The sequence below is a fragment of the Paenibacillus sp. FSL H8-0259 genome (assembly GCF_037963255.1).
Classification (GTDB): Bacteria; Bacillota; Bacilli; order Paenibacillales; family Paenibacillaceae; genus Paenibacillus_AQ; species Paenibacillus_AQ phytohabitans.
This window is the reverse complement of sequence record NZ_CP150147.1, coordinates 5,601,895-5,624,628: the sequence shown is the minus strand read 5'-3', so window position 1 is coordinate 5,624,628 and position 22,734 is coordinate 5,601,895. Positions and strand designations below refer to the sequence as shown.

Sequence of the window (22,734 nt, the reverse complement as noted above, 5' to 3'; positions counted from 1 at the left end):
GGAGAATAAAGACTGAACCGGTGTGCCGGATCTAAGGGGGCGGCCAAACGGCCCAGGCAGAGTAGCGCAGCCATGTTTTACGGATTATGCGGACTATGGACTAGATAGAGACTTGGGAGATTCCCGCCCGGTTGAAGATCTCTTTCAAAGTAACCTCCTTGTCTGCGTTCCAGGGATTTGCGGGTGCAAGACAGAAGGTGGACACCGGCACACCAGCCAGACGAATGGCTTCTTTTATTGAAGGAATGAAGGGATCATCGATACTATACAGCGGAGGGATCTCTATGATTCTCCGGTGAAACTCAAGCACCTCTGCCATATCATTCTTCAGGAAGCTGCTGAGTAACCCGAGCATCAGCTGCGGTGCGAAGTTGGCACTGGCGGCAATCGCCCCGTCTCCACCGGCAGCAAGCGTAGGCAGCAGATATTCATCGAAACCGCAAAATACCGAGAAGTCCGGTTTAACCGCCTTCACCTGCATAATCATCTGCCGGATATGGCTGAGCTGGTCTACGGTTTCCTTAATTCCAGTTACATTTGTATATTTGGCGGCAAGGCGGCTGACGAAGGCCGGACTCAGATCCTGTCCAGTCAGCGCCGGGAAGTTGTACAGCATCAGCGGCATATCAACGGCTTCCAGAATAGAGGCATAATGCGAGAACAAAGCCTCTTCGCTAAGCTTGTAATAATAAGGATTAATGACAACGATGCCTGTCGCCCCTTGCTCCGCAGCATGCTTGCTAAGGCGGAGGGTCTCTGTTGTCGTATTGCTGCCGGTGCCAATCCATACGGGAAGACGGCCATTCGTGTATTTAACGCATACCTCAGCGATTTCCTCGCGCTGCTCGGTGCTGAACAAGCTGAATTCTCCGGCTGTCCCGAGGAAAAAGAGTCCCTGAACCCCTTGCCGGATCAGGCTGTCGATTAGCAGCTTCATTCCGCTTGGGTCGAATTTTCCGGATTGATCCAGAATCGTCGGAACCGGGGGAATGATGCCTGTATGATGCGGTCTCATGGTCATGTTAGAAATTTTCATTTTATTCCGCCTCCAGGTTTGTTATTATAAACATAAGATTATTATAGTGAACTAAGAGAGCTTAATCAATTGATTTATGAGAGGGGAATGAAGGTTTGGACCGGAAATATTGGGTTCCAGCTTTAGAACGGGCCGATTTGATTCTTACGGCAATCTCCAGGAAGCCCGGAGAACATAAGATGACCGACCTGTGCGATGAAACGGGCATTAACAAAAGCTCCATGTTCTCGCTGCTGCGTACAATGGAAACCCTGCAATGGGTGGTGAAGGATGACAGGGAGGCTTACGCGCTGGGGGCTGGGGTTTCCTACTATAATACGGTTTACAACGAATCGCTTAAGCAGAATACGAATCTGGTGGAGCGTTTCCTGGCAGGCTCTGCACAGAGCGTCAGGGTCATCGGGGAAACCTTTCAGTTATCGGTTCTTGACCGGGATGAGATTATCTATCTGGCCAAGCAGGAAGGGCCCTCCCTTGTGAGGCTGGAGTCCAGTCCAGGGATGCGGTTCCCGGCACATGCGACCGCTATGGGCAAGATGATGCTGTCACTTCTGCCGGACGGCGAGCTCATAAGACGTTATTCCGGCAAAACCTTAACTGCGGTTACGTCTCACACGTTGACGGATTGGGCGGAATTCACGGCTGCATTGTCTGAGATTCGCGAGGCCGGTTACGCAGTGGACCGGGAAGAAATTATTCAGGGCATCAGCTGCGTGGCTGCGCCGGTTCTGGATGCTGCGGGAAATGCCGTTGCCGCTGTAAGCACCACGATGCTGCAGCATGCTTTTGCCGATAAACAGGAGGCTGCGGTCCGGGAAGTGATAGAGCTGGCGAGGAAACTATCCTTGTGATAATCGTCTGGGCAAGTTCATTCTGAAGGAGAGAAGGGTTAAGTGTGAAGCTGACTTTGCATGAGATTATGAAGGAAGCCATAGATGATACTGTTCCTGTACATACCGCTGCGGAAGGTCCCGCAGGCAAGCTTCCGATTACAGGTGAGGTGCTGCGAAATGCCCCAAGCGGGGAAATCTTCGGAATGACCCAGAATGCGGGGATGGGCTGGAATCCGCTGCAGCTGAACAGGCCGCAATATCTGATTCTCGGCACGATGGGCGGAATCCGGCGGGAGGACGGCAGTCCGCTTGCGCTCGGATACCATACCGGACACTGGGAAATCGGCGTGATGATGGAAGAAATCGCTGAGGAGCTCACCGCCAATGAGGGGATTCCGTTTGCCGGGTATGTCAGTGATCCCTGTGACGGGCGCTCCCAGGGGACCACGGGCATGTTCGATTCTCTTCCTTACCGGAATGATGCGGCCGTGGTTCTGCGGCGGCTGATTCGTTCCCTGCCTACCCGCAAAGGCGTTCTGGGCGTAGCCACCTGCGATAAAGGTCTGCCCGCCATGATGCTGGCGCTGGCCGGAATGCGGCATCAGCTTCCGGGGATTATCGTACCTGGCGGCGTTACACTGCCGCCGGTTAACGGCGAGGATGCCGGCAAGGTGCAGAGCATCGGAGCGCGGTTCAGCAATGGTGAACTTTCGCTCGAAGATGCAGCCGATCTGGGCTGCCGGGCTTGCGCTACCCCGGGAGGCGGCTGTCAATTCCTTGGCACGGCCGCAACGGCCCAGGTGATTGCTGAAGCACTGGGCATGTCGCTGCCTCATTCGGCTCTGTCACCATCGGGGCAGCCGGTCTGGAAGAATATCGGCCGCCAGTCGGCCCGCGCGCTTCAGCATATGGAGCATAGCGGAATAGTGATGAGTGATATTCTTACAGATCGGGCCATTAAGAACGCGATGATCCTGCATGCCGCGTTCGGAGGCTCTACGAATCTGCTGCTGCATCTGCCGGCCGTTGCCCATGCCGCCGGGCTGAAGATTCCTTCCGTTGATGACTGGAACGAGGTGAACCGCCAGGTTCCCCGGCTGGTCAGTGTGCTTCCGAACGGACCGGTGCCGCATCCGACGATCCGCGTGTTCCTGGCAGGAGGTGTTCCGGAAGTCATGCTGCATTTACGGCGGCTGGGGCTGATTGACGAATCCGTATTGACCGTGACAGGGCGGACGCTGGGCGAGAATCTGGACTGGTGGGAGACCTCGCAGAGACGGGCGGACATGCGGCGGAGACTGCAGGAAGCGGATGGCATTGACCCGGATTCTGTGATCATGAGCCCGGAAGAGGCCAAGCGGCAGGGGATGGCTTCCACAATGACGTTCCCCACAGGGAATCTGTGCCCCGAAGGTGCAGTAATCAAATCGGCAGCGATTGACCCTTCCGTCTTGGACAGCGAAGGAGTCTACAGGCATACGGGAAGAGTGAAGGTGTTCACTGCCGAGAAGGATGCGATCCGTAGCATCAAGAACGGTAAGGTGCAGGCCGGGGATATTCTGGCCATCATCGGCCGGGGTCCCAGCGGAACAGGAATGGAAGAGACCTACCAGCTGACATCCGCGCTCAAGCATCTGCCTTACGGCAAATATGTCACTCTGATCACGGATGCCCGGTTCTCGGGGGTATCCACGGGAGCCTGTATTGGTCATATGGGACCGGAAGCGCTGGCCGGCGGTCCTCTGGGCAAATTACGGGATAATGACTGGGTAGAAGTGCTGATCGATACCGTGAAGCTGGATGGGAGCGTGAATCTGATCGGGGAAGGCGGAGAAGGCGGACAGCCGCTGTCGAAGGAAGCGGGAACGGAGCTTCTGAACGCAAGGACTCCGCATCCGGGCCTTGCCGTTGATCCGGGCCTGCCGGATGATACCCGGCTATGGGCCGCACTGCAGGCGGCAAGCGGAGGGACCTGGCAGGGCTGTGTCTACGATACGGATAGAATTATTGCCTTACTGGAAGCAGGACGGCAAGCACTGGGGGAGACAAGATGAGCACAACACTGATTCACAATCCGATTCTACGCGGTTTTCATCCGGACCCGTCCATCTGCCGGGCGGGAGAGGACTATTATATTGCCACCTCCACCTCCACCTTCGAGTGGTTTCCCGGCGTACGGATTCATCATTCCCGCGATCTGGTGAACTGGCGGCCGCTTACGTATGCACTAACCCGCAAGTCGCAGCTGAATATGGAAGGTGACCCGGATTCCGGAGGCGTGTGGGCACCTTGCCTGACTTACGATGATGGACTCTTTTATCTGATCTATACCGATGTCAAAAGCAGACAGGGTGCCTTCAAGGATACGCCTAACTATCTGGTGACTGCCGGGAATATCGAAGGTCCCTGGTCTGAGCCTGTATACCTGAACAGCAGCGGCTTCGACCCTTCGCTGTTCCATGACGATGACGGGCGCAAATGGCTGGTCAACATGCTGTGGGATCACCGCACCGGCAATAACAGCTTCGCCGGGATTGTGCTGCAGGAATATTCTGCAACAGAGCAGCGGCTGACCGGTCCGGTCATTCCCATCTACAAGGGAACCGAGCTGAAGCTTACGGAAGGGCCGCATCTGTACCGGAAGGACGGCTGGTATTATCTCATCACAGCTGAGGGCGGTACACAGTATAATCATGCGGTGACGGTGGCCCGGTCGAAGCAGATTGAAGGTCCGTATGAGACAGCTCCGAATCATCCGCTGCTGACCTCTGCCGGAAACCGTGAACTGGAGCTGCAGAAGGCGGGACATGCCAGTCTTGTACATACGCATACAGACGAATGGTATATGGTGCATCTGTGCGGCCGTCCCGTGAAAGACCATTACTGCAATCTCGGCCGGGAGACAGCGATTCAGCGCTGCGAATTCACGGAGGACGGCTGGCTCGCCCTGGCCGGAGGCGGGAACGCCCCGGCGCTTACTGTGCCGGGTCCGGACATTCCGGAGCATCCATTCTCCGCTCCGGCTCCCCGTGATGATTTCGATGACCCGCAGCTGGATGTCCGCTGGAGCACCCTGCGTGTGCCTGCTGAGGAAGCGTGGCTCTCACTACAGGAGCGCCCCGGATATTTGCGCCTCCGGGGCAGAGAATCCATGAGCTCCATGCACCGCCAGAGTCTGGTTGCCCTGCGCCAGCAGGCCTTCAGCTGCAGCGCCGAAACCGCCATTGAATTCGAGCCGCAGCACTTCCAGCAGATGGCCGGATTAATTGTCTATTATGATACGAAGGATTATCTCTACCTGCGGATCACTCATGATGAGACCCTCGGGAAATGCGTGGGCATCATCCGCTCCCGGGACGGGGTCTACGAGGATACCCTTACGGCAGATATTGCGCTACCGCCGGGAGCAAGCGTAGCATTAAAGGTAGTGATCGACCGGGAATTCGCCCAATTCTATTACCGGGCCGGAGAGTCTGACTGGGAGAAGATCGGCGGGCCCATGGAAATCTATCATCTGTCCGATGATTTCCCGGCCTATATCCGGTTTACCGGCACATTTATCGGCATGTGTGTGCAGGATTTGAGCGGAACGCTGCGTGCGGCGGATTTTGATTATTTTGAGTACCGGGAGCTGCCCGAGTAGAAGGCAATGAAATAAGGCGTATATTTTATTTAGAGGTAGACCCGCAAGCCGTAAATCGGCTGTACGGGGATCTGCCTCTTTTTGTTGTCAAAAGGAATTACAGCTCTTGACTGACGATGCCATGATTAAGCTAACGAGCAGGTTAGTGGAGAAAGTATCAGTCTTTATATTCCATTATATGTTAATATATAAAGATGATCCTTTCTAGGAAAAACTCAATCTCCATAATATCTAATGAAGTGACGGAGGAGATGCATAAATGGGAGAAAGACGATGGGGGATTGTCAAATGGTTCAAAGAAGATAAAGGTTATGGACGGATAATGCTAGATGGGCATATCAGATTCCCGGCGAAGAACCGCTAAGAATGTGCTGATTTTAGAGGATTGAAGGTATCGCGCCGTACTTAATGAAAGTATGGGATTCAGATCTCATCATTAATTTTTTGGTTGCGATGGTGGAAGAGAGAAGCATTCGCATCTCTTCTTTTCTCTATTAAGCTAACAGACAAGAACGTGCGGAATCTAATTATACTGGGTGTCTATACAATAGGAGGTGAACAAATGAAAAGGGTTTGGTTAAATAACTTGTTTGTTTATTTGGGATTCTTAGTAATCGTGATTTTAGTTTTTATATTCGGATTAAAATATCAACATCATTTAGAGGTAGAAGCACGCACAACGTATCAACCTCTAACTAGTGCTGTCTTTTCTGTCCTTTTTCCGATTTCCTTAGGATTATTACTCGGTTTGCTAAGATTCTTTGAATTACTACGACAGACTGGAGAGTGGAAAATAAATTGGATTAAGCTCTGTATATTCGGCTTACCTTCACTCTATGTCTCCTTACTTCCACTATTATTTTGGTCTGGTCTGTCTATTTCTTATAATGATTTACCTTTAGGCTACCTTTTGATCACTTCGGGAACAACAGCTCATACAATTAGCGGTCTGATATTCGGTTTTTTATTATTTTACGTAATCGAAAAGAAAAGCAAAGAAAGTTAGAATTGGGGCTTTCTGTTTTTCACTTTTTTGAAGCAGATATTAGGGCAGTAAACCATCCCTCCTCAACGGGCAGGATGACGAAACTATCGACCAGAATTTATAAATAAAACTGAAGTAGCATATCGAAAAGACTAAAATTTTATTTAAGCTTTCTAGGAGGGGATATTTAATGCAAAAGGCAATCGTTGTTCATTATTTTAGCGACAAAAGGAATAACTTGAATGAGTTGAATCAACTTTTAGAGGGAGAATGGAAAGTGGTCAGTCAGAGTGCCATGTCTGGTGGTGAATCTGGGGGTACGGTTTATTCACTTGTTATTTTAGAGAAAAATTAAGACACAAGCATGCGCCTAATTGAATTAAAGAAGAAGCATGGTTTAGATGAAATATATTACTTTTAGAATGAATGGGGCTTTTATATGACAAAAGCTTTTCATGTACCATATGGTGATCACCCTTCCCAATTCGGAGTATTGCGTATGCCAGAGTTGTCTGGATGTTGTCCCGTAGTGATTACAATTCATGGTGGTTTTTGGCAATCGAAATATGGACTTGAAGAATTTGATCCAATTGATGAAGATTTGACTAGTCGGGGTTATGCTACTTGGAATATTGAGTATCGTAGAGTCGGAGAAGATGGCGGAGGTTGGCCAGGAACATTTGTTGATGTTGTAGATGCTGTAAATCACCTGACCCAGCTTGAGGAACGGTTTCAGCTTGATCTCTCTCAAGTGGTTATCCTCGGGCACTCAGCAGGAGGACACTTGGCTCTCTGGTTGGCATCTCGTTTGAACAATATTTATACAGATGAGATCGGTATTCCTCTGCTTGTACCTGTACAGAGCGTGATAAGCTTGGCAGGAGTTTCGGATCTAAGGATGATGTGGGCTATCCATGAAGAAAAAGGTGGAGTTAGTCCCGTTGCTTCTTTGATTGGTGGATTACCGCATGAAGTATCTGAACGTTATAGGTTAGCTTCACCAATAGAATTGTTGCCTTTGAACGTCGTGCAAATCTTAATTCATGGTGAATTAGACCGCCATGTCCCCGTTAAATTGAGTGTTGAGTATTATCGTAAAGCTATTGAACTTGGCGATAAAGTTCGCTTGGTAGTGCTTCCTGAAGTGGAACATTTTTTGCTTATCGATCCGTTATCATCGGCATGGAGGGTAGTGATCGATTGCCTTGAAACTTCAAAAGGAAGTTTCCTTTAATGAACTAAAGGGAACGATAGCACCATGACAATAGGCAGCCGAAATCTTCGGTTGCCTATTCAGCTAATGGGTAGAATAGTTACAATATATGGTATTATAGTGGATATGTCCCGTGAGGAGGATATCAATGGAGAAGTTTTACGATAGCTTATATCAATTTGATGGAAATGACCTGCGGTTGTTCTTTTACAATTTGTTAAATACAGTAGATCGTTATGGTACGGACGGCAGTATTGAAGAAAAAAAGTTAGCAGCAGGACTCGTTAATATACTTCAAACCCAGTTAGAGGCGGTTCACAACCATAAACTACAAATGAATGAACTCCAACAATATGTCTATCTTGTTTTCAGTCTCTCAGATGCAGGTTCATTAAAAGTAACTCTAAGTAAAATCGGCAAACGGGAGCTATGCCAAGTCTTAGCATTCAATGAATTGTTTTCAGTTGGACCTATATCTAACTTAGATACGAAAACTGGGCAGCAGAATAGACTTTTTTGGTTGATGGAAAACGATGGGGACTTCAGATATACCCCAGAGCATCTGCTTGTTAAAATGGTAGAGGCAGTAAAGAATATTCCAGAAAATAAAACCATTGTCATTTGGTGTGCGGATAACGCACATGATCAAACAGGCTTACGTTTCGTATTGCATTTGTTGAGAGATCGAAAACAGCCAGTTAATGTTGTCAATGTAACAGAGCTCTTTAATACTACTGGGCTTCATAACAAAGAAGGATTTAATCCCTATTTTAGTGGTTTAATCGATCGGGAGCATTTTCAGGAAATCGTAAAAAAGTATTATGAAGGTGTGCCTCTAGATCCTAACCAAAGAAGAAGGTATGAATCAGAATGGCTAATCCTCTCGAATGAAAATCATATGCTCCGCTTGTGGAAAGAAGGTTCAGTTAAAGGTACTGATGAAACTGCTCTGGACGAAGTGATAATAAGGTCAATTATTGAACTAGAGCAAGAACAAGATGAGAATGGGTTTATCAAGGCGGGGAGTGTCGTCGCGAGAGTATGTGATACGTCGCACCAACTCGTAGGGTATTCATTTATTACCAATAGAATATGGATCTTAGTTAACCAAGGAGTTTTAGAGTTTAGTGGAATGCCGAGGGCCTTGTATCAGTTCTCTGTTAGACTTGGCACCGTAGGTTGAGCTAACGGGACACGATAGCACCATTACAATAGGCAGCCGAAATCATTGACTGCTTTAAGCTAACGGGTAGATATACGTGATTGTTATAACACTAGCACAGGGGGGCACTATGAAAAAAACATTAATTCGAAGCCTGATTGTAGGACTAATCTTTGCATTTGTTTATTATGCTATTCAGATTATTAGGGGGATGTATCTTTCAATGAAATATGTTCCGGAAATTGTAAATAAGAATACGACTATGGATTATCTACAACATAAAATAACATTTGGGCATGAATATAGTTCAATGTGGAGAATTATTGAGTTCTCTAGTCTAATGCTACTTGGAATAATTGTTTATTTTTCTTGGAGAATAATGAGAAATATTACCACGGCTACATCTAAGTAGATAAGAATAATGAAGGGGAAGGAACGGAATGGCGGGAGAAATCCGGGGCGCTGGAACTACGCAACAAAAGACCGGGAGCCATGCTCCCGGTCTTTCTCTATGCTATCGCAGCTGTCAATGATCAGCCGACATACTTCTCCAGCGTAGCCCGCACAGCACCGGGTCCCGCCAGCATCTCAGTGAACATCCCCTGGATGACTTCGCCGAGTCCGATGGCGTACAGATCAACGCCGAAGATGGCTTGATCCTCCAGAACTGCCCGCACCTTCGCTGCTTGCTCTGCATTCGCGCCAAGCGTAATTCCTTCCAGCCGGGTCTGCAAGGCTTCCAGCAGCGGGTCAGGACTTAGTGCGAATACGCCGCCTTCATCGTTCACGCCAAGCAGATACCGGCACCAGGCCGCAATCGCCAGCGGAATGGCGGTCAGCTGCGCCGGATCGAGCTCCTCACGGCGGATGTACGACTTGATCGTCTCGCCGAAGCGGATGCCGACCTTCTGCGAGGTGTCGGTAGCAATCCGCTGCGGGGTATCCGGAATGAACGGATTGGCGAACCGTTCCTGCAGAACTTCATTGAGGAACTGCTTCGGACTCAGAATGCCCGGGTCTACCACAACCGGCAGGCCCTCCTGGTAGCCGATGATCTCCACGAGCTTCCGCAATGTGGCGTCCTTCATCTCATCGGCGATCAGCGTGTAGCCGAGCAGACAGCCGGTTACAGCCAGCGCTGTATGCAGCGGGTTGAGGCAAGTGGTTACCTTCATAGTTTCCACATTGTTGACCGTATCACGGTCCGTGAAGATTACACCGGCTTCTTCCAGCGCCGGACGGCCGTTGGTGAATTTGTCCTCAATAACCAGATACTCGCTGATTTCGGCATTGACGAACGGCGCAGTATACGTGTTCTTGGAGGTGACGATCACATCCATGCCGCCGATTCCCTGCTCCAGCAGCGCAGCCTGCACCGATTCGGACGGGCGCGGCGTGATTTTGTCTATCATGGACAGCGGGAAGGTAATCTTCTGCTCATCCTCAAGATAAGCTACGAAGCCTTCTTCCACATGGCCTTTGGCCGCCCATTCCTTGGCGATGGTAACCATGCCGTTCTTCAGCTTGTCGCCGTTATGCGAGCAGTTGTCCATGCTGACGAAGGTCATCGGGTACTGTCCCTTCAGATAACGCTTGTAAGCGAAGGAAGCGACGATGCTCATCGCATGGACCGGCTGATCCGGACCGCCGGCGATATCCTTCTCGACGATACCCAGATACTGACCGTTCGGACCAGTGAGGGAATAGCCTTTTTCGGTAATGGTGAAGCTGGCCATCTGCAGGCTGGGATTCTCGAACACTGCGGTCAGGCGGCTGTAATCCGCTTCGCGGGTCTTGTCCGCTGTGAGGCCTTCCACGATGCTGCTGATAATTCTCTTCTGGAAGTCGCCGCGCGCATTCATCAGTACAAGCAGAGTCAGATTATCATAAGGCTTGTAGACCTTGTCGATCATCTCGAAGTCGAAGGTCTCGGCAGCGATGATGCCTGTATCTGCCTTGCCGCTGTCGAGCAGCTTCTGGTGGGCATTGGCTACGAAGCCTCTGAAGATATTTCCGGCGCCAAAGTGAACCCACTCCGGCTTATCCAGTGTATTCTGTGCTACCGCTGCGAAATCGAACTGCGGCAGCTCTACACCTGCGGCTTCCCAGGCTTCACGGTCCGCAATGCTGCTTCTGGTGAGGCTCAGCATTTATTTCGCCCCCTTGGCATTCTCCAGGCTGTCCCATACGCCCAGCAGATACATAATGCCCATCGCTCTGTCGTACAGGCCATAACCCGGACGGCAGTTTTTCTCCTCGCCCCAGAGATGTCTGCCGTGGTCCGGACGCACATAGCCGGTGTATCCGTTCTCGTGGTAAGCTTTGACAACCTCAGCCACATCCACGCTGCCATCTTGCCCCCGGTGGGATACTTCAATGAAGTCTCCGTTCTCAAATACCTTCACGTTGCGGATATGGGCGAAATAAATCCGGTCATGGAATTCGCGGATCATCGCCGGAAGGTCATTCTGCGGATTGGTTCCAAGCGAACCTGTGCAGAAGGTAAGGCCGTTATACGGGCTGTCGACCATGTCCAGGAAACGGCGGATGGAATCGCGGCTGCGGATGATGCGCGGCAGTCCGAAGATCGGCCAGGCCGGATCGTCAGGGTGAATGGCCATTTTGATATCCACTTCTTCACAGACCGGAATAATGCGCTCCAGGAAATACTTCAGGTTGTCGAACAGGATATCCTCGGTAACATCGGCGTAAGCCGCGAACAGATCATCCAGCTTCTCCAGCCGCTCCGGCTCCCAGCCCGGCATTGTGAATTCACCGGCACCCTTGAGAATCCGGTCCACCATTTCGCGCGGATTATCCGTAATGGCAGCCTTTTCATAAAAGAGTGCATTCGATCCGTCCGGCAGCTCCTTGTACAGTTCTGTACGGGTCCAGTCGAACACCGGCATGAAGTTGTAGCAGATGACCTTAACGCCGACCTTAGCCAGCTTGCGGATGGTATCGATATAGATGTCAATGTATTTGTCGCGGGACGGCAGCCCGATCTTGATATCATCATGAACGTTAACGCTTTCTACAACCGCTGTGCTGAAGCCTTTGGCTGTAATCTGATCGGCAACCTTCTGGATTTCTTCCATTTCCCATACTTCACCCGCTACCTTGTGATGCAGCGACCAGACGATGCCCATTACTCCCGGAATTTGACGTACATGGTCAAGGGTAATATTGTCGTTGCCCTCGCCATACCATCTCCAAGTCATATTCATTGTCATTTCCTCCTTGGTATTAAACATAAATACAAATACAATCATTCTGAATGCTTGTGACAATTGACCTTACGGATAAAACGTTTTGTGATATGATCATCTTGTATACAAGTTAGGATTCGTATTGATCATAGAATAAGCTTTATGCTTTGTCAATGAAATTCCTATCTGTTTTCTATATAATGAGTGGAGAAGAATATCGTACAGAAAGTTGGTCCATTCCATGACTTCCAAGAAAGAAATAATGTCGTATCTGAAACAGGAGATCCTCTCGCTTGCGCTGAAGCCCGGGTCGATGATTAGTGAGACCGCGCTTTCCGAACGCTTCCAGCTGTCGCGGACGCCGATCCGGGATGTGCTTAAGCAATTGTCCCTGGAGCAGTACGTTGATATCTATCCCAAAAAAGGCAATCTGGTCTCGTACATAGATCTGGAGTCGGTGGAGCAGATTATCTACCTCCGCAATGTGCTGGAGAAGGAAATAATGAAGTCGCTGGCCGGTAATATTCCGCTGAAGGGGCTGCATGAGCTGAGGGGCAACCTTGCGCAGCAGCAGCAATGCATTGAGCAGGCCGAGGGGGCCGAGGTTTTCCTGCAGCTGGATGATCAATTTCACCGCACCATGTTCGGCCTGGCCGGACGAGAATTCCTGTGGGGGGTGCTGCAGCAGTTCAATGTGCATTACATCCGCTACCGGAAGCTGCATATGCTGAAGGACGAGAAGCTGGCTACAATTCAGCAGGAGCATCAGCAGCTGCTGGATTATATCGTGCAGGGGGACACGGCGGGGATCGATGAGCTGCTGCATCATCATCTGCGGGCAGATATTGATTCGACGAACTTTCAGGAGCATTTTGCCACTTATATCAAGAAATAAATCCGTATTCTGGACCGTCTGGCAGATGCCAAATATCCCTGCACTCATGTGACATGAAGGCAGGGATATTTGGCATGGAGGCCTATTGTCCGGACTCGCGGTATTCGCGCGGTGAGGTGCCGTGCCAGCGCTTGAACTGCCGGCTGAAATGGGCAATATCGCGGTAGCCGAGAATGCCCGATATCCGGCTGACAGACAGGCTGGGATCATCCAGCAGGACCTTGGCTTCATGGAGCATCTGTTCGGACAGAAATTCCCGGGGCGAGATGCCGAACACCTGGCGGAACACCCGGTAGCAGTGTGAGGCGCTGATCCCGAGCTCCGAGGCAATATCATCAATTCCGTAATGGCTGTCATAGGGCAGCTCCAGCTTGAATTGCTGATAGACCAACCCCTGAAGGCGGCCGCGGATCTGGTGGGCCAGCTCAATCTTCTCATAGGTGGCAGGGGAAGACAGATTAGCTTCAATAGAGAAGGCTTCCCACAGCTGGGCGAACAGATCGAAGACGGCGGACTGCAGCCTCATGCGCTGTGACATGGTGATGTCCCCCGAGATAGAGCCTGAAATATCCACCAATTTGGAGAGGATGGGCCCTAGCTTATGGGCAATATTGCTTGCGGAAGGGAAGAGTACGTGATTCAGGCGGCTGAGCAAGGAGATCAGGAGCTTGTCATCGATATCAAAATGAATGCAGAAATACGTAAAAGCCTGGCCGTTTCCGCTGCGGCTGGCATGAGAATCTCCCGGCCGGAGCAGCACTAAGTCTCCGGCACGCTGGATATAGCTGCGGTTATTAACGGTAAACAGCTGCTCCCCTTCCAGCACATAGTTGAATTCATATTGCGGATGGGCATGCAGCGGATAATCCCATTCCCCGCTGACCTTGCGCAGATGCATGCCAAACAGGTTAAGTGTGGTTTTCACATCCGGGATGATCGTTTCACTAAGGCATTGTCCCAGAACAGGCGGTAAAAAAGCGGAAACCATTAGATTCTCCCCCTGACGCTTGCGTTAGAATTAATGAGTGTATTCGTTTTACGCGATCCATTATCCCGTTTTTAGTATAGCTGAAACCTGCTTGATTTGGGTAAATAATTGCTTGATTTGACAATGTTCCCGTCCGGCGGCTGCGTGGTAGGATGAACCTGAACAGGAACTAGTATACAAGATGGGCGCAGAAGCCCAGGCTTCACCGGCTGTGTTTATACTGTGGCTCACGATACCTGCCCGGTCATACGCCCGCTAAGCATGAATAATACAATGGAGGAGATGTTGGCATGAGACAACAACCGGACAATCAGACTGCCGCAGTAGCCGGCAGCGGATACGACGCCTGGTTAAGCTACCCGAAGCTGCCGCAAGGCAATCTATATACGCAATATGTGAAATGGTGCGGAGCCGTATCCGTGACGGAAGAGCAGGAGACGGTGCAAGCCGCGCTGCGTGAATGGCAGAGAGGGATTGCCTCGATGCTGGACATTGAGGCAGGGGCTTCACCGGCTGCGGACGGATTCAGTGTGGCATTCGGCACCTTTAACGGTGGCAATCCGCGGGTCGAAGCCATATTTGACGAAGCAGCCGGACAGGCGGTGGGACCGGAAGGGTTCGCGATCCGCACCAGCCTGACCCATAAGTGTATTGCTGTAGGAGCTGCCTCACCGGCAGGTGTGCTGTATGGTGTCTTCCACCTCCTGCGCCTGATCGGAGGTCTGAAGGACATTGAGCATCTGGATGAAACCGTGAATCCGGTGAACGCGCTGCGCATGATTAACCATTGGGATAATTTCGACGGTAGTGTAGAGCGGGGATATTCGGGGAGATCCTTCCTCTATGAGAATAACCGCTTCACGGATGATCTTAACCGAATTACCGATTACGCACGGCTGATGTCCACCGCAGGCATCAATGCCATTGCGATCAATAACGTGAACGTTCATGCGCTGGAAACTTTGTTTATCTCCACCTACCTGCCTGATGTTGCCCGGATCGCTGATGTATTCAGAACGTACGGCATCCGCCTGTTCCTGAGCGTGAACTTCGCCGGTCCGATGCATGAAGGGGAAGTGGGAAGCGCAGATCCGCTGGATGCCGGAGTCCGGGAGTGGTGGAAGACGAAAGCGGCTGAAATCTATACGGTGATTCCCGATTTCGGCGGATTCGTGGTCAAGGCCGATTCAGAGAACCGGCCAGGCCCGTTCACCTACGGGCGGGATCATGCCGATGGCGCGAATATGCTGGCGGAGGCGCTGAAGCCGTTCGGCGGCATCGTCATCTGGCGCTGCTTCGTGTACAACTGCAAGCAGGACTGGCGTGACCGCAAGACAGACCGGGCGAGAGCAGCCTATGATCATTTCAAGCCGCTTGACGGTAAGTTCCATGATAACGTAATTCTGCAGATCAAGAACGGACCGATGGATTTCCAGGTCAGAGAGCCGGTATCTCCGCTGTTCGGGGCGCTTGAACAGACCAATCAGGTGATTGAATTTCAAATTGCCCAGGAGTATACCGGACAGCAGCGTCATGTCTGTTACCTGGTTCCGCAGTGGAAAGAGATTATGGAATTTGACACGCTGGCCCAAGGCGGAACGGCTCCGGTGAAGCATATCGTCGACGGCTCGCTATGGGGCAACCGTTACAGCGGTGTGGCTGCAGTATCCAATGTGGGCAATGACCGGAATTGGACCGGTCATCTGCTGGCCCAGGCGAATCTTTACGGATTCGGGCGGCTGGCCTGGAACCCGGAGCTTAGCGCGGAAGAAATTGCTGCGGAGTGGATCGCCCTGACGTTTGGTACAGACGCTGCGGTTGCCGGCGTAATCAGCCGGATTTTACTGGATTCCTGGGAGATTTACGAATCCTATACAGCACCGCTTGGCGTGGGCTGGATGATTAATCCCGAGCATCACTACGGCCCTAATGTGGACGGCTATGAATATTCACAATGGGGTACCTACCATTATGCCGATCATCAGGGAATCGGTGTAGACCGGACTGTGGCCACAGGCACCGGCTACAGCGCCCAGTATATGGGCAGCAATGCGCAGCGATATGATTCGCTGGAAGAATGTCCGGATGAGCTGCTGCTGTTCTTCCATCATGTGCCGTATACCCATGTGCTGCATTCCGGCAAAACTGTGATTCAGCATATCTACGACACCCATTTTGAAGGTGCGGAACGTGCTGCCGGGCTGCTGGCTGCCTGGAGCGGATTGAAGGGCAGGATCGCAGAGGGGCTGTATGTACAGGTAGAGGAACGTCTGCGGGGACAGGCTGCACATGCCAAGGAGTGGCGCGACCAGATCAATACTTACTTTTACCGCAAGAGCGGCATAGAAGATTCCGGAGCACGCAAGATTTATTGAGAGTTAATAGGGAACTATTAGGAGGGGCAGGTTCATGACGCTCACTTTCGGACAGGTTATCGGACATTTAACAGCAGGCATCCGCAAGCCGGATGGAACGGTAGACAGGCTGGAGCCGGGAGCTCCGGAGTCGGAGGTGCAGGGGATTGTGACCGCCTTCTCGGCTTCGCAATATGTAATTGAGCAGGCGGCCTTGCTTGGCGCGAATCTGATCATTACGCATGAAGGTGTTTATTACAGCCATCAGGATAACCGGGAGGGGCTGGAGAATGATCCTGTCTACCGGCAGAAATCTGAACTGGTCGCCAGCACCGGTGTAGGTATCTACCGCTTCCATGATTATGTGCACCGCTATACACCGGACGGGATCATAGAAGGGCTGCTGCGGGAGCTGGAATGGGAGCCGTATGTCGAACGGCATCTGCCCCATGTGTCTATTCTCTCGGTCCCTGCTGCGTCAGTTTCAGAGATTGCCGGATATTTGAAGCAGCAGCTGCATATCCCCTATGTCCGCGCAGCAGGCAATTTATCCGCTGTATGCAGCAGAGTGGGCGTGCTGGTTGGCTACAGAGGCGGTGGTGCAGCTACCATTCCCCTATTTGAGCAGGAGTCACTTGATCTGATTATCGCCGGTGAAGGCCCGGAGTGGGAGACCCCGGAATATATCCGGGATGCCGTCCGGCAGGGCCGAAGCCGGGCATTAATTATGCTGGGCCATGCGGAGAGTGAAGCGCCGGGGATGAAGCTGCTGGCGCAGCGGCTGGCCTTGCAGTTTCCGGATGTGCCGGTGCATTACATTCAGGAACAGCCCGTTTATCAGATTGTATAATTAACGGAACCTCTTTGAAGGTATGAAGACCAAGGGACAATGGCTGTCCCTTCAGGACTCCTGCCGGCAAGGGGGTTTTGAACGTTCAGCTGGAACATCCCGCCGGATTGCGCTGGACAGCGGCATTGTATGCAGACTGCCGGTCTGGTTCATATTGCGGATTGCCCCCCGGGCGCAACTATCATATAGTGGAATTCTATATGAGGTTAGGCAGTGCAGAAGATGAAGCGCCATCTGGATAGCCAATTTCACGACAGGAGGATAGAATCAGGCTTATTCTATTCTCCTTTTGCGTTTTTAACCATTGATTCCGCATTTTGAATATTGTTTGTATACAAGATTCAGCTTACATTGTAGAGGCATCAAGCCATCAACTACACCTATAACGGAGGTCGTACCAGTGATGAATTCATCCAGATCGCAAAAGCTGCATAAACCGCTTATCGTTGTGTTAGGTCTCACATTGCTTGCTGCAGGCTGCAGCAGCTCCAAGAAGGATAATTATGAAAGCGCTTCTGTCACTCCTGCCGGAAATGCCCCGGCTTCCAATGAAGCCGCGGCAGCTTTCACTTATCCGATGACGGGCGGCATAGAGCTGACTTATATGAATGAACAGCTGGGAGGTACGCCGGAACGGCTGCCGGTCGATGACGAATATGAGAAGCGGACAGGAATCGCAATCAGACAGCTGGGCGGAACACCGATGACCGACCAGAAGTTCAGTCTGCTGCTGGCCTCGGGCGAGCTGCCGGATATCTTCCTCAATACCTGGCTGCAATACCCGGGCGGACCTGATAAAGCCGTGGAGCAGGGTTACATTCTGAAGCTCAATGATCTGATCGATCAATATGCGCCCAACTTGAAGAAGACCCTTCAGGAGAACCCGGATATCGACAAAATGATCAAAACCGATGACGGTACGTATTACGCCTTCCCGTTCATCCGCTCGGAGATCGGCCGGGTCTACGGGGGGCCGATTATCCGCAAGGATTGGCTCGATGAGCTGAATCTCGGCATCCCGGAAACGATTGAGGAGTGGCATACCGTACTGACTGCTTTTAAAAACAAGAAAAATGCAGCCTCACCCGTAACCTTCCGTACGATATTCCTGGGAGAGCGGACTGGAGGGTTCGCCGGAGCGTTCGGTGTGATGGGTAACTTCTACGTTAACGACGGCAAAGTAGTCTATGGCTATCTGGAGCCTGGCTACAAGGAATACCTCAATACCATGAGCCGGTGGTACAAAGAAGGGCTGATTGACAAGGATTTCGCTTCGATTGACGGCGCTACCGTTGACAAGAAAATGACCTCGAATGTAAGCGGAGCAACGATCGGCTGGCAGTACTATATTGAGAAATATAACTCAGCCGTGCAGGAATCGGACCCGGAAGCCGATTTTGTAGCCGCTCCATACCCGTCTGCGGTCAAAGGCGGCCTTCCTGAGTTCGGCCAGCTGGATAATGCCTATGCGGGGACAAGCTCGGCAGCCATCTCAGCCACAACCAAAAATGTCGAAGCCGCTATGCGCTGGCTGGATTATGCTTTTACCGAAGAAGGCAGCAAGCTGAATACCTATGGGATTGAAGGCATTACCTATACGCTGGAAAACGGCAAGCCCGTCTATACCGATCTTGTGGTTAAGAATCCCGAAGGCCTCGGCAGCGACCAGGTCATGTCCAAGTATTCGCACGGCACCAACTTCCCGATGATTCAGCAGGACAACAATCTGCCGGCGAAATATCCGGCAACCACAGAATCTATCGGCATCTGGAAACAGACCAATCATGAGAGCCACCTGCTGCCTCCGGTAACGCCAACCGCCGAAGAAGCGGATGAAATGAGCAGCATTATGAACGACATCAATGCTTTTGTGAAAGATATTGAGCTCAAGATCATTCTGGGCACCGATTCCGTAGACAATTACGATAACTATGTGCAGCAGATGAGGGACCTGGGCATCGGGCGCGCGCTGGAAATTCAACAAGCGGCCTATGAACGTTACCTGAACCGTTAGACGATGCTCATATTTCCAGGCTTATACTACCAAACCTTTAGGAGGAATTATCCATGAGTCAAAAAAGGAAACTCAGCAATGGCTGGCAGTTCAGCAAGCAGCCGCTTCATTCGGAGCTTGCCGAGGTGGCCGCAGGTGCAGACTGGATGACGGTTACGCTGCCGCATGACTGGCTGATCTATGATACCCGCAATCTCTACGAGAACGGGGAGGGCTGGTACCGCACCAGCCTTACGTTCGAAGAAGTACCTGCAGATGAGCTTGTGTCCTTGCGTTTCGAGGGAGTGTATATGAACTCGACGCTGTACGTGAACGGACAGGTGGCGGGTGAGTGGAAATACGGATATTCCACCTTTGAATTCGATATCACCCCGTACCTGATAGCGGGAGACAATGAAGTCTATATGCGTGTGATCCACGAATCGCCCAATTCCCGCTGGTACTCCGGCGCCGGAATTTACCGGCCGGTCTGGCTGAAGACAATGCCGAAGACGCATATGGCTGCTGACGGAATTTATATTGCGGCTAGAGCAGCGGCGGAGGGTGAAGCCTGGACTGTAGACGTGGATGTGGAGCTGCATACTGCTGAAGCTGGGGCGTCAGGCAGGGAGCTGAAGCTGCGGCATAGCATTCTGGATGCGCAAGGAACGGTAATTGCCGCAGGAACCTCTGAGGTGCCTGTGATGCAGGGCGGTTCAGCCGTACATAACCACATCCGCCTGACGGTTGATCACCCGTTGCTATGGGATATTACCAGTCCCCATCTCTATTCTCTGCAATCTGAACTGCTGGCAGACGATGAGGTCATTGAAGTGGAGAAGGAGCGCTTCGGGTTCCGGACGATGGAGCTGGACAGTGACAAGGGCTTCTTCCTCAACGGCCGTCATGTCAAAATATACGGAGTCTGCCAGCATCACGACCTCGGTGCTCTGGGTGCTGCTGTGAACAAGGCGGCGCTGCGCCGCCAGTTCGTCCTGCTGCAGAAAATGGGCGTCAATGCCATCCGCACCGCGCATAATATGCCCGCTGTAGAGCTTATGGAGCTGGCCGATGAAATGGGGCTGCTGATTGTGTCGGAAGCCTTCGACATGTGGGAGCGCAGCAAGACGCCTTATGACTATGCCCGGTTCTATCCGGAGTGGTGGAAGCGCGATATTGCCAGCTGGGTGCGGCGGGACCGCAACCGGCCAAGCCTGCTGATGTGGAGCATCGGCAACGAGATTTATGATACCCATGCAGACAGCCGCGGCCAGGAGCTCACCCGGGAGCTGCAGGAGGAAGTGCTGGTCCATGATCCGCGCGGCAATGCTTTTGTTACCATTGGCTCGAACTATATGCCCTGGGAGAATGCGCAGAAATGCGCCGATATCGTCAAGGTGGCAGGCTACAACTATGCGGAGAAATATTATGAGCAGCATCACCGGGAACATCCGGACTGGATAATCTACGGCAGTGAGACCTGCTCGACAGTGCAGAGCCGGGGAGTCTATCATTTCCCGCTGGCTCAATCTGTTCTGGCCGATGATGATCAGCAGTGCTCTTCGCTAGGGAACAGTTCTACCAGCTGGGGTGCCAAAAGCACGGAGGCCTGCATCACCGCAGACCGGGATGCTTCCTTCTCGCTGGGACAGTTTCTCTGGACGGGCTTTGACTATATCGGGGAACCGACTCCTTATCACACCAAGAACTCATACTTCGGGCAGCTGGATACCGCCGGTTTCCCTAAGGATTCCTATTATATCTATCAGGCAGAATGGACGGATTACCGCACGCATCCGATGATTCATATTTTTCCTTACTGGGATTTCTCGCAGGGCCAGCTGATTGATGTACGGGTCTGCTCGAATGCTCCGCGCATTGAGCTGTTCATGAATGAAGTCTCACAGGGCAGTGTAGATATCGATCATGTCCACGGACATAAGCTGCTTGGAGAATGGCAGCTGCCTTACGCGGACGGTGTCCTGCGTGCAGCTGCTTATGATGAGCAGGGGAATGTAATCGCCACGGTGCAGATTTCCTCCTTCGGGGATGCAGCTTTGCTGGTGTTAACTCCAGATAAGCAGGAGATTGCCGCAGACGGTACGGACCTTATCTTCGTAACGATTAGCACGCTGGATCAGTTGGGGCGTCCGGTAGCGAATGCCAATAACCGGGTTCACCTCAGTGTTGAGGGCCCCGGACGGCTGATCGGTCTGGATAACGGGAACAGCACGGACTATGATTCCTACAAAGGCGTAAGCCGCCGCCTGTTCAGCGGTAAGCTGCTGGCAGTGATTGCCGGTACATTGGAGCCCGGAACGATTACGCTGCGTGCGGCTTCGGCGGATCTGGCTTCGGCTGAGCTTACGCTGCGGTCGGTGCTTCCCGCCCCGGGAATGATCGCCGAAGATGAGCTGTATCTGTATGCGCATAACCCGCTGGAGGCAGAGGCGGCATCCGGTAATCCGGAGAGCGGCAAGGAAGAGGAGATCCCGGTCCGCAAGCTGGAGATGATCTGCCCTGAGGGTAATATTCTGACGCCGGCGCAGCCGTCACTTCCGGTCCGGGTGAAGCTGCATCCGCAGGGTGCCGCCTGGCAGGATGTCGAGTGGCGGATCACCAACGCCGCCGGAATTGATGCCAATATTGCCACCATTGAGACCAGCGGGCATGAAGCCGTAATCACGGCTTTGGGTGATGGCGATGTATACATCCGCTGCGGGACAGCCAATGGTGCAGACGGCATCCGGCTCTATTCACAGATGGAATTCAAGCTTACAGGGCTTGGCCAGGCTTATCTGAATCCGTATGAATTTATCTCCTCCGGATTCAACAGCAGCCATAGCCGGAATCTGACCAACGGCAATGAACGCGGTGTGGCTACAGCCCGGGAAGGGGAGAGCCGGATCTGCTTCGAACGGATTGACTTTGGGGATGATGGAGCCGATGAGATCGTTCTGCCAATCTTCTCGCTGGATGATCAGGAACTCCCGATTGAGATATGGGAAGGCATTCCCGGAGAGAATGGTGCCGAATTACTCACCACAGTCACTTACCAGAAGCCGTCCCGCTGGAATGTGTACCAGGAAGCAAGCTATACGCTGCCCAAAAGGCTGACAGGCATCACTTCACTGTCCTTCGTCCTGCGGAAGAAGATTCATCTGAAGGGCTTCTCGTTTGTCCGCAGGCACAAGGCGTATGAGCGTCTGGCTGCACAGGCCAACAGTGCCGTTTACGGGGATGCCTTCACCATTACGGAGGATGCCATTGAAGGGATCGGCAACAATGTCTCGCTTATATTTGCCGGGATGGACTTTGGCGGGACGGAATGCTCACGGGTTGTCATCAGCGGACGCTCAACGCTTGCGAACAATACGCTGCAGATCCTCTTCAGCGGTCCCGGCGGCGAATCCAAGCAGCTGATTGAATTTGCCGGGAGCGGCAGCTATACGGAGCGTGAATTCATTCTGGAGCCGCCGGTAAGCGGCAGCCAGACGGTCACCTTCCTGTTCCTGCCGGGCAGCCGGTTTGACTTCAAGTGGTTCCAGTTTCTGCCGTCCGTATAGCAATCAG

At 52.0% G+C, this 22,734-nt stretch carries 18 protein-coding genes; 14 read left to right on the top strand and 4 right to left on the bottom strand.

Going from position 1 to position 22,734, the window contains the following annotated elements:
* Positions 1–100: 100 nt before the first annotated feature.
* Positions 101–1,036 (bottom strand): dihydrodipicolinate synthase family protein, encoded by a 936-nt coding sequence (locus NSU01_RS24440; RefSeq protein WP_256704075.1) that lies wholly within the window; start codon positions 1,034–1,036, stop codon positions 101–103.
* Positions 1,037–1,131: 95 nt separating this feature from the next.
* Between NSU01_RS24440 and NSU01_RS24435 the strand changes: the two genes are divergently transcribed.
* The 9 genes from NSU01_RS24435 (at position 1,132) to NSU01_RS24395 (ending at position 9,284) form a co-directional block, all read left to right on the top strand.
* Complete coding sequence (locus NSU01_RS24435; RefSeq protein WP_042138873.1) at positions 1,132–1,887, top strand: IclR family transcriptional regulator; 756 nt, start codon at positions 1,132–1,134, stop codon at positions 1,885–1,887.
* Positions 1,888–1,955: 68 nt separating this feature from the next.
* Entirely contained in the window at positions 1,956–3,923 is a 1,968-nt protein-coding gene (locus tag NSU01_RS24430; protein ID WP_076248898.1) for a YjhG/YagF family D-xylonate dehydratase, read from the top strand.
* Positions 3,920–5,512, top strand: coding sequence for a glycoside hydrolase family 43 protein (locus NSU01_RS24425; protein WP_076248866.1), 1,593 nt, complete (start codon positions 3,920–3,922; stop codon positions 5,510–5,512). Before NSU01_RS24430 ends, NSU01_RS24425 begins: the two co-directional genes overlap by 4 nt.
* A gap of 259 nt (positions 5,513–5,771) precedes the next feature.
* The gene (locus NSU01_RS24420; protein ID WP_218639469.1) at positions 5,772–5,876 is read left to right on the top strand and encodes a cold shock domain-containing protein; all 105 of its coding nucleotides are present in this window, start codon (positions 5,772–5,774) and stop codon (positions 5,874–5,876) included.
* A 198-nt stretch (positions 5,877–6,074) separates the two neighbouring features.
* A complete protein-coding gene (locus NSU01_RS24415; protein WP_076248869.1) occupies positions 6,075–6,518 on the top strand; it encodes a hypothetical protein in 444 nt (147 codons plus the stop codon).
* A 169-nt stretch (positions 6,519–6,687) separates the two neighbouring features.
* Positions 6,688–6,852 (top strand): hypothetical protein, encoded by a 165-nt coding sequence (locus tag NSU01_RS24410; protein ID WP_179093662.1) that lies wholly within the window; start codon positions 6,688–6,690, stop codon positions 6,850–6,852.
* An 84-nt stretch (positions 6,853–6,936) separates the two neighbouring features.
* Complete coding sequence (locus NSU01_RS24405; RefSeq protein WP_076248871.1) at positions 6,937–7,731, top strand: alpha/beta hydrolase; 795 nt, start codon at positions 6,937–6,939, stop codon at positions 7,729–7,731.
* Between the two features lie 127 nt (positions 7,732–7,858).
* Complete coding sequence (locus NSU01_RS24400; protein WP_083705777.1) at positions 7,859–8,893, top strand: DUF1835 domain-containing protein; 1,035 nt, start codon at positions 7,859–7,861, stop codon at positions 8,891–8,893.
* Between the two features lie 109 nt (positions 8,894–9,002).
* Positions 9,003–9,284 carry a hypothetical protein gene (locus NSU01_RS24395; RefSeq protein WP_042138869.1) on the top strand — a complete coding sequence of 94 codons (282 nt, stop codon included), beginning with the start codon at positions 9,003–9,005 and terminating at the stop codon, positions 9,282–9,284.
* 121 nt (positions 9,285–9,405) lie between these two features.
* On the opposite strand, the gene NSU01_RS24390 is transcribed toward NSU01_RS24395, so the two are convergent.
* Together NSU01_RS24390 and uxuA are read right to left on the bottom strand one after the other, a co-directional pair.
* Positions 9,406–11,022 (bottom strand): mannitol dehydrogenase family protein, encoded by a 1,617-nt coding sequence (locus NSU01_RS24390; RefSeq protein WP_076248873.1) that lies wholly within the window; start codon positions 11,020–11,022, stop codon positions 9,406–9,408.
* Positions 11,023–12,099, bottom strand: a complete 1,077-nt coding sequence (gene uxuA / locus NSU01_RS24385) for a mannonate dehydratase (RefSeq protein WP_039304050.1) — start codon at positions 12,097–12,099, stop codon at positions 11,023–11,025.
* Positions 12,100–12,343: 244 nt separating this feature from the next.
* On the opposite strand from uxuA, the gene NSU01_RS24380 reads away from it, so the two are divergent.
* Complete coding sequence (locus tag NSU01_RS24380) at positions 12,344–12,976, top strand: GntR family transcriptional regulator (RefSeq protein ID WP_339302344.1); 633 nt, start codon at positions 12,344–12,346, stop codon at positions 12,974–12,976.
* A gap of 82 nt (positions 12,977–13,058) precedes the next feature.
* Here the strand turns inward: NSU01_RS24380 and NSU01_RS24375 are convergent, their stop codons facing one another.
* Positions 13,059–13,964 (bottom strand): AraC family transcriptional regulator, encoded by a 906-nt coding sequence (locus NSU01_RS24375; RefSeq protein ID WP_042138865.1) that lies wholly within the window; start codon positions 13,962–13,964, stop codon positions 13,059–13,061.
* Positions 13,965–14,254: 290 nt separating this feature from the next.
* On the opposite strand from NSU01_RS24375, the gene NSU01_RS24370 reads away from it, so the two are divergent.
* The 4 genes from NSU01_RS24370 (at position 14,255) to NSU01_RS24355 (ending at position 22,727) form a co-directional block, all read left to right on the top strand.
* Positions 14,255–16,339 (top strand): alpha-glucuronidase family glycosyl hydrolase, encoded by a 2,085-nt coding sequence (locus tag NSU01_RS24370; protein ID WP_076248878.1) that lies wholly within the window; start codon positions 14,255–14,257, stop codon positions 16,337–16,339.
* Positions 16,340–16,373: 34 nt separating this feature from the next.
* Positions 16,374–17,168, top strand: coding sequence for a Nif3-like dinuclear metal center hexameric protein (locus NSU01_RS24365; RefSeq protein ID WP_076248880.1), 795 nt, complete (start codon positions 16,374–16,376; stop codon positions 17,166–17,168).
* 403 nt (positions 17,169–17,571) lie between these two features.
* A complete protein-coding gene (locus NSU01_RS24360; RefSeq protein WP_076248882.1) occupies positions 17,572–19,182 on the top strand; it encodes an extracellular solute-binding protein in 1,611 nt (536 codons plus the stop codon).
* Between the two features lie 53 nt (positions 19,183–19,235).
* A complete protein-coding gene (locus NSU01_RS24355; protein ID WP_076248884.1) occupies positions 19,236–22,727 on the top strand; it encodes a glycoside hydrolase family 2 in 3,492 nt (1,163 codons plus the stop codon).
* The last annotated feature ends 7 nt before the right edge of the window (positions 22,728–22,734 follow it).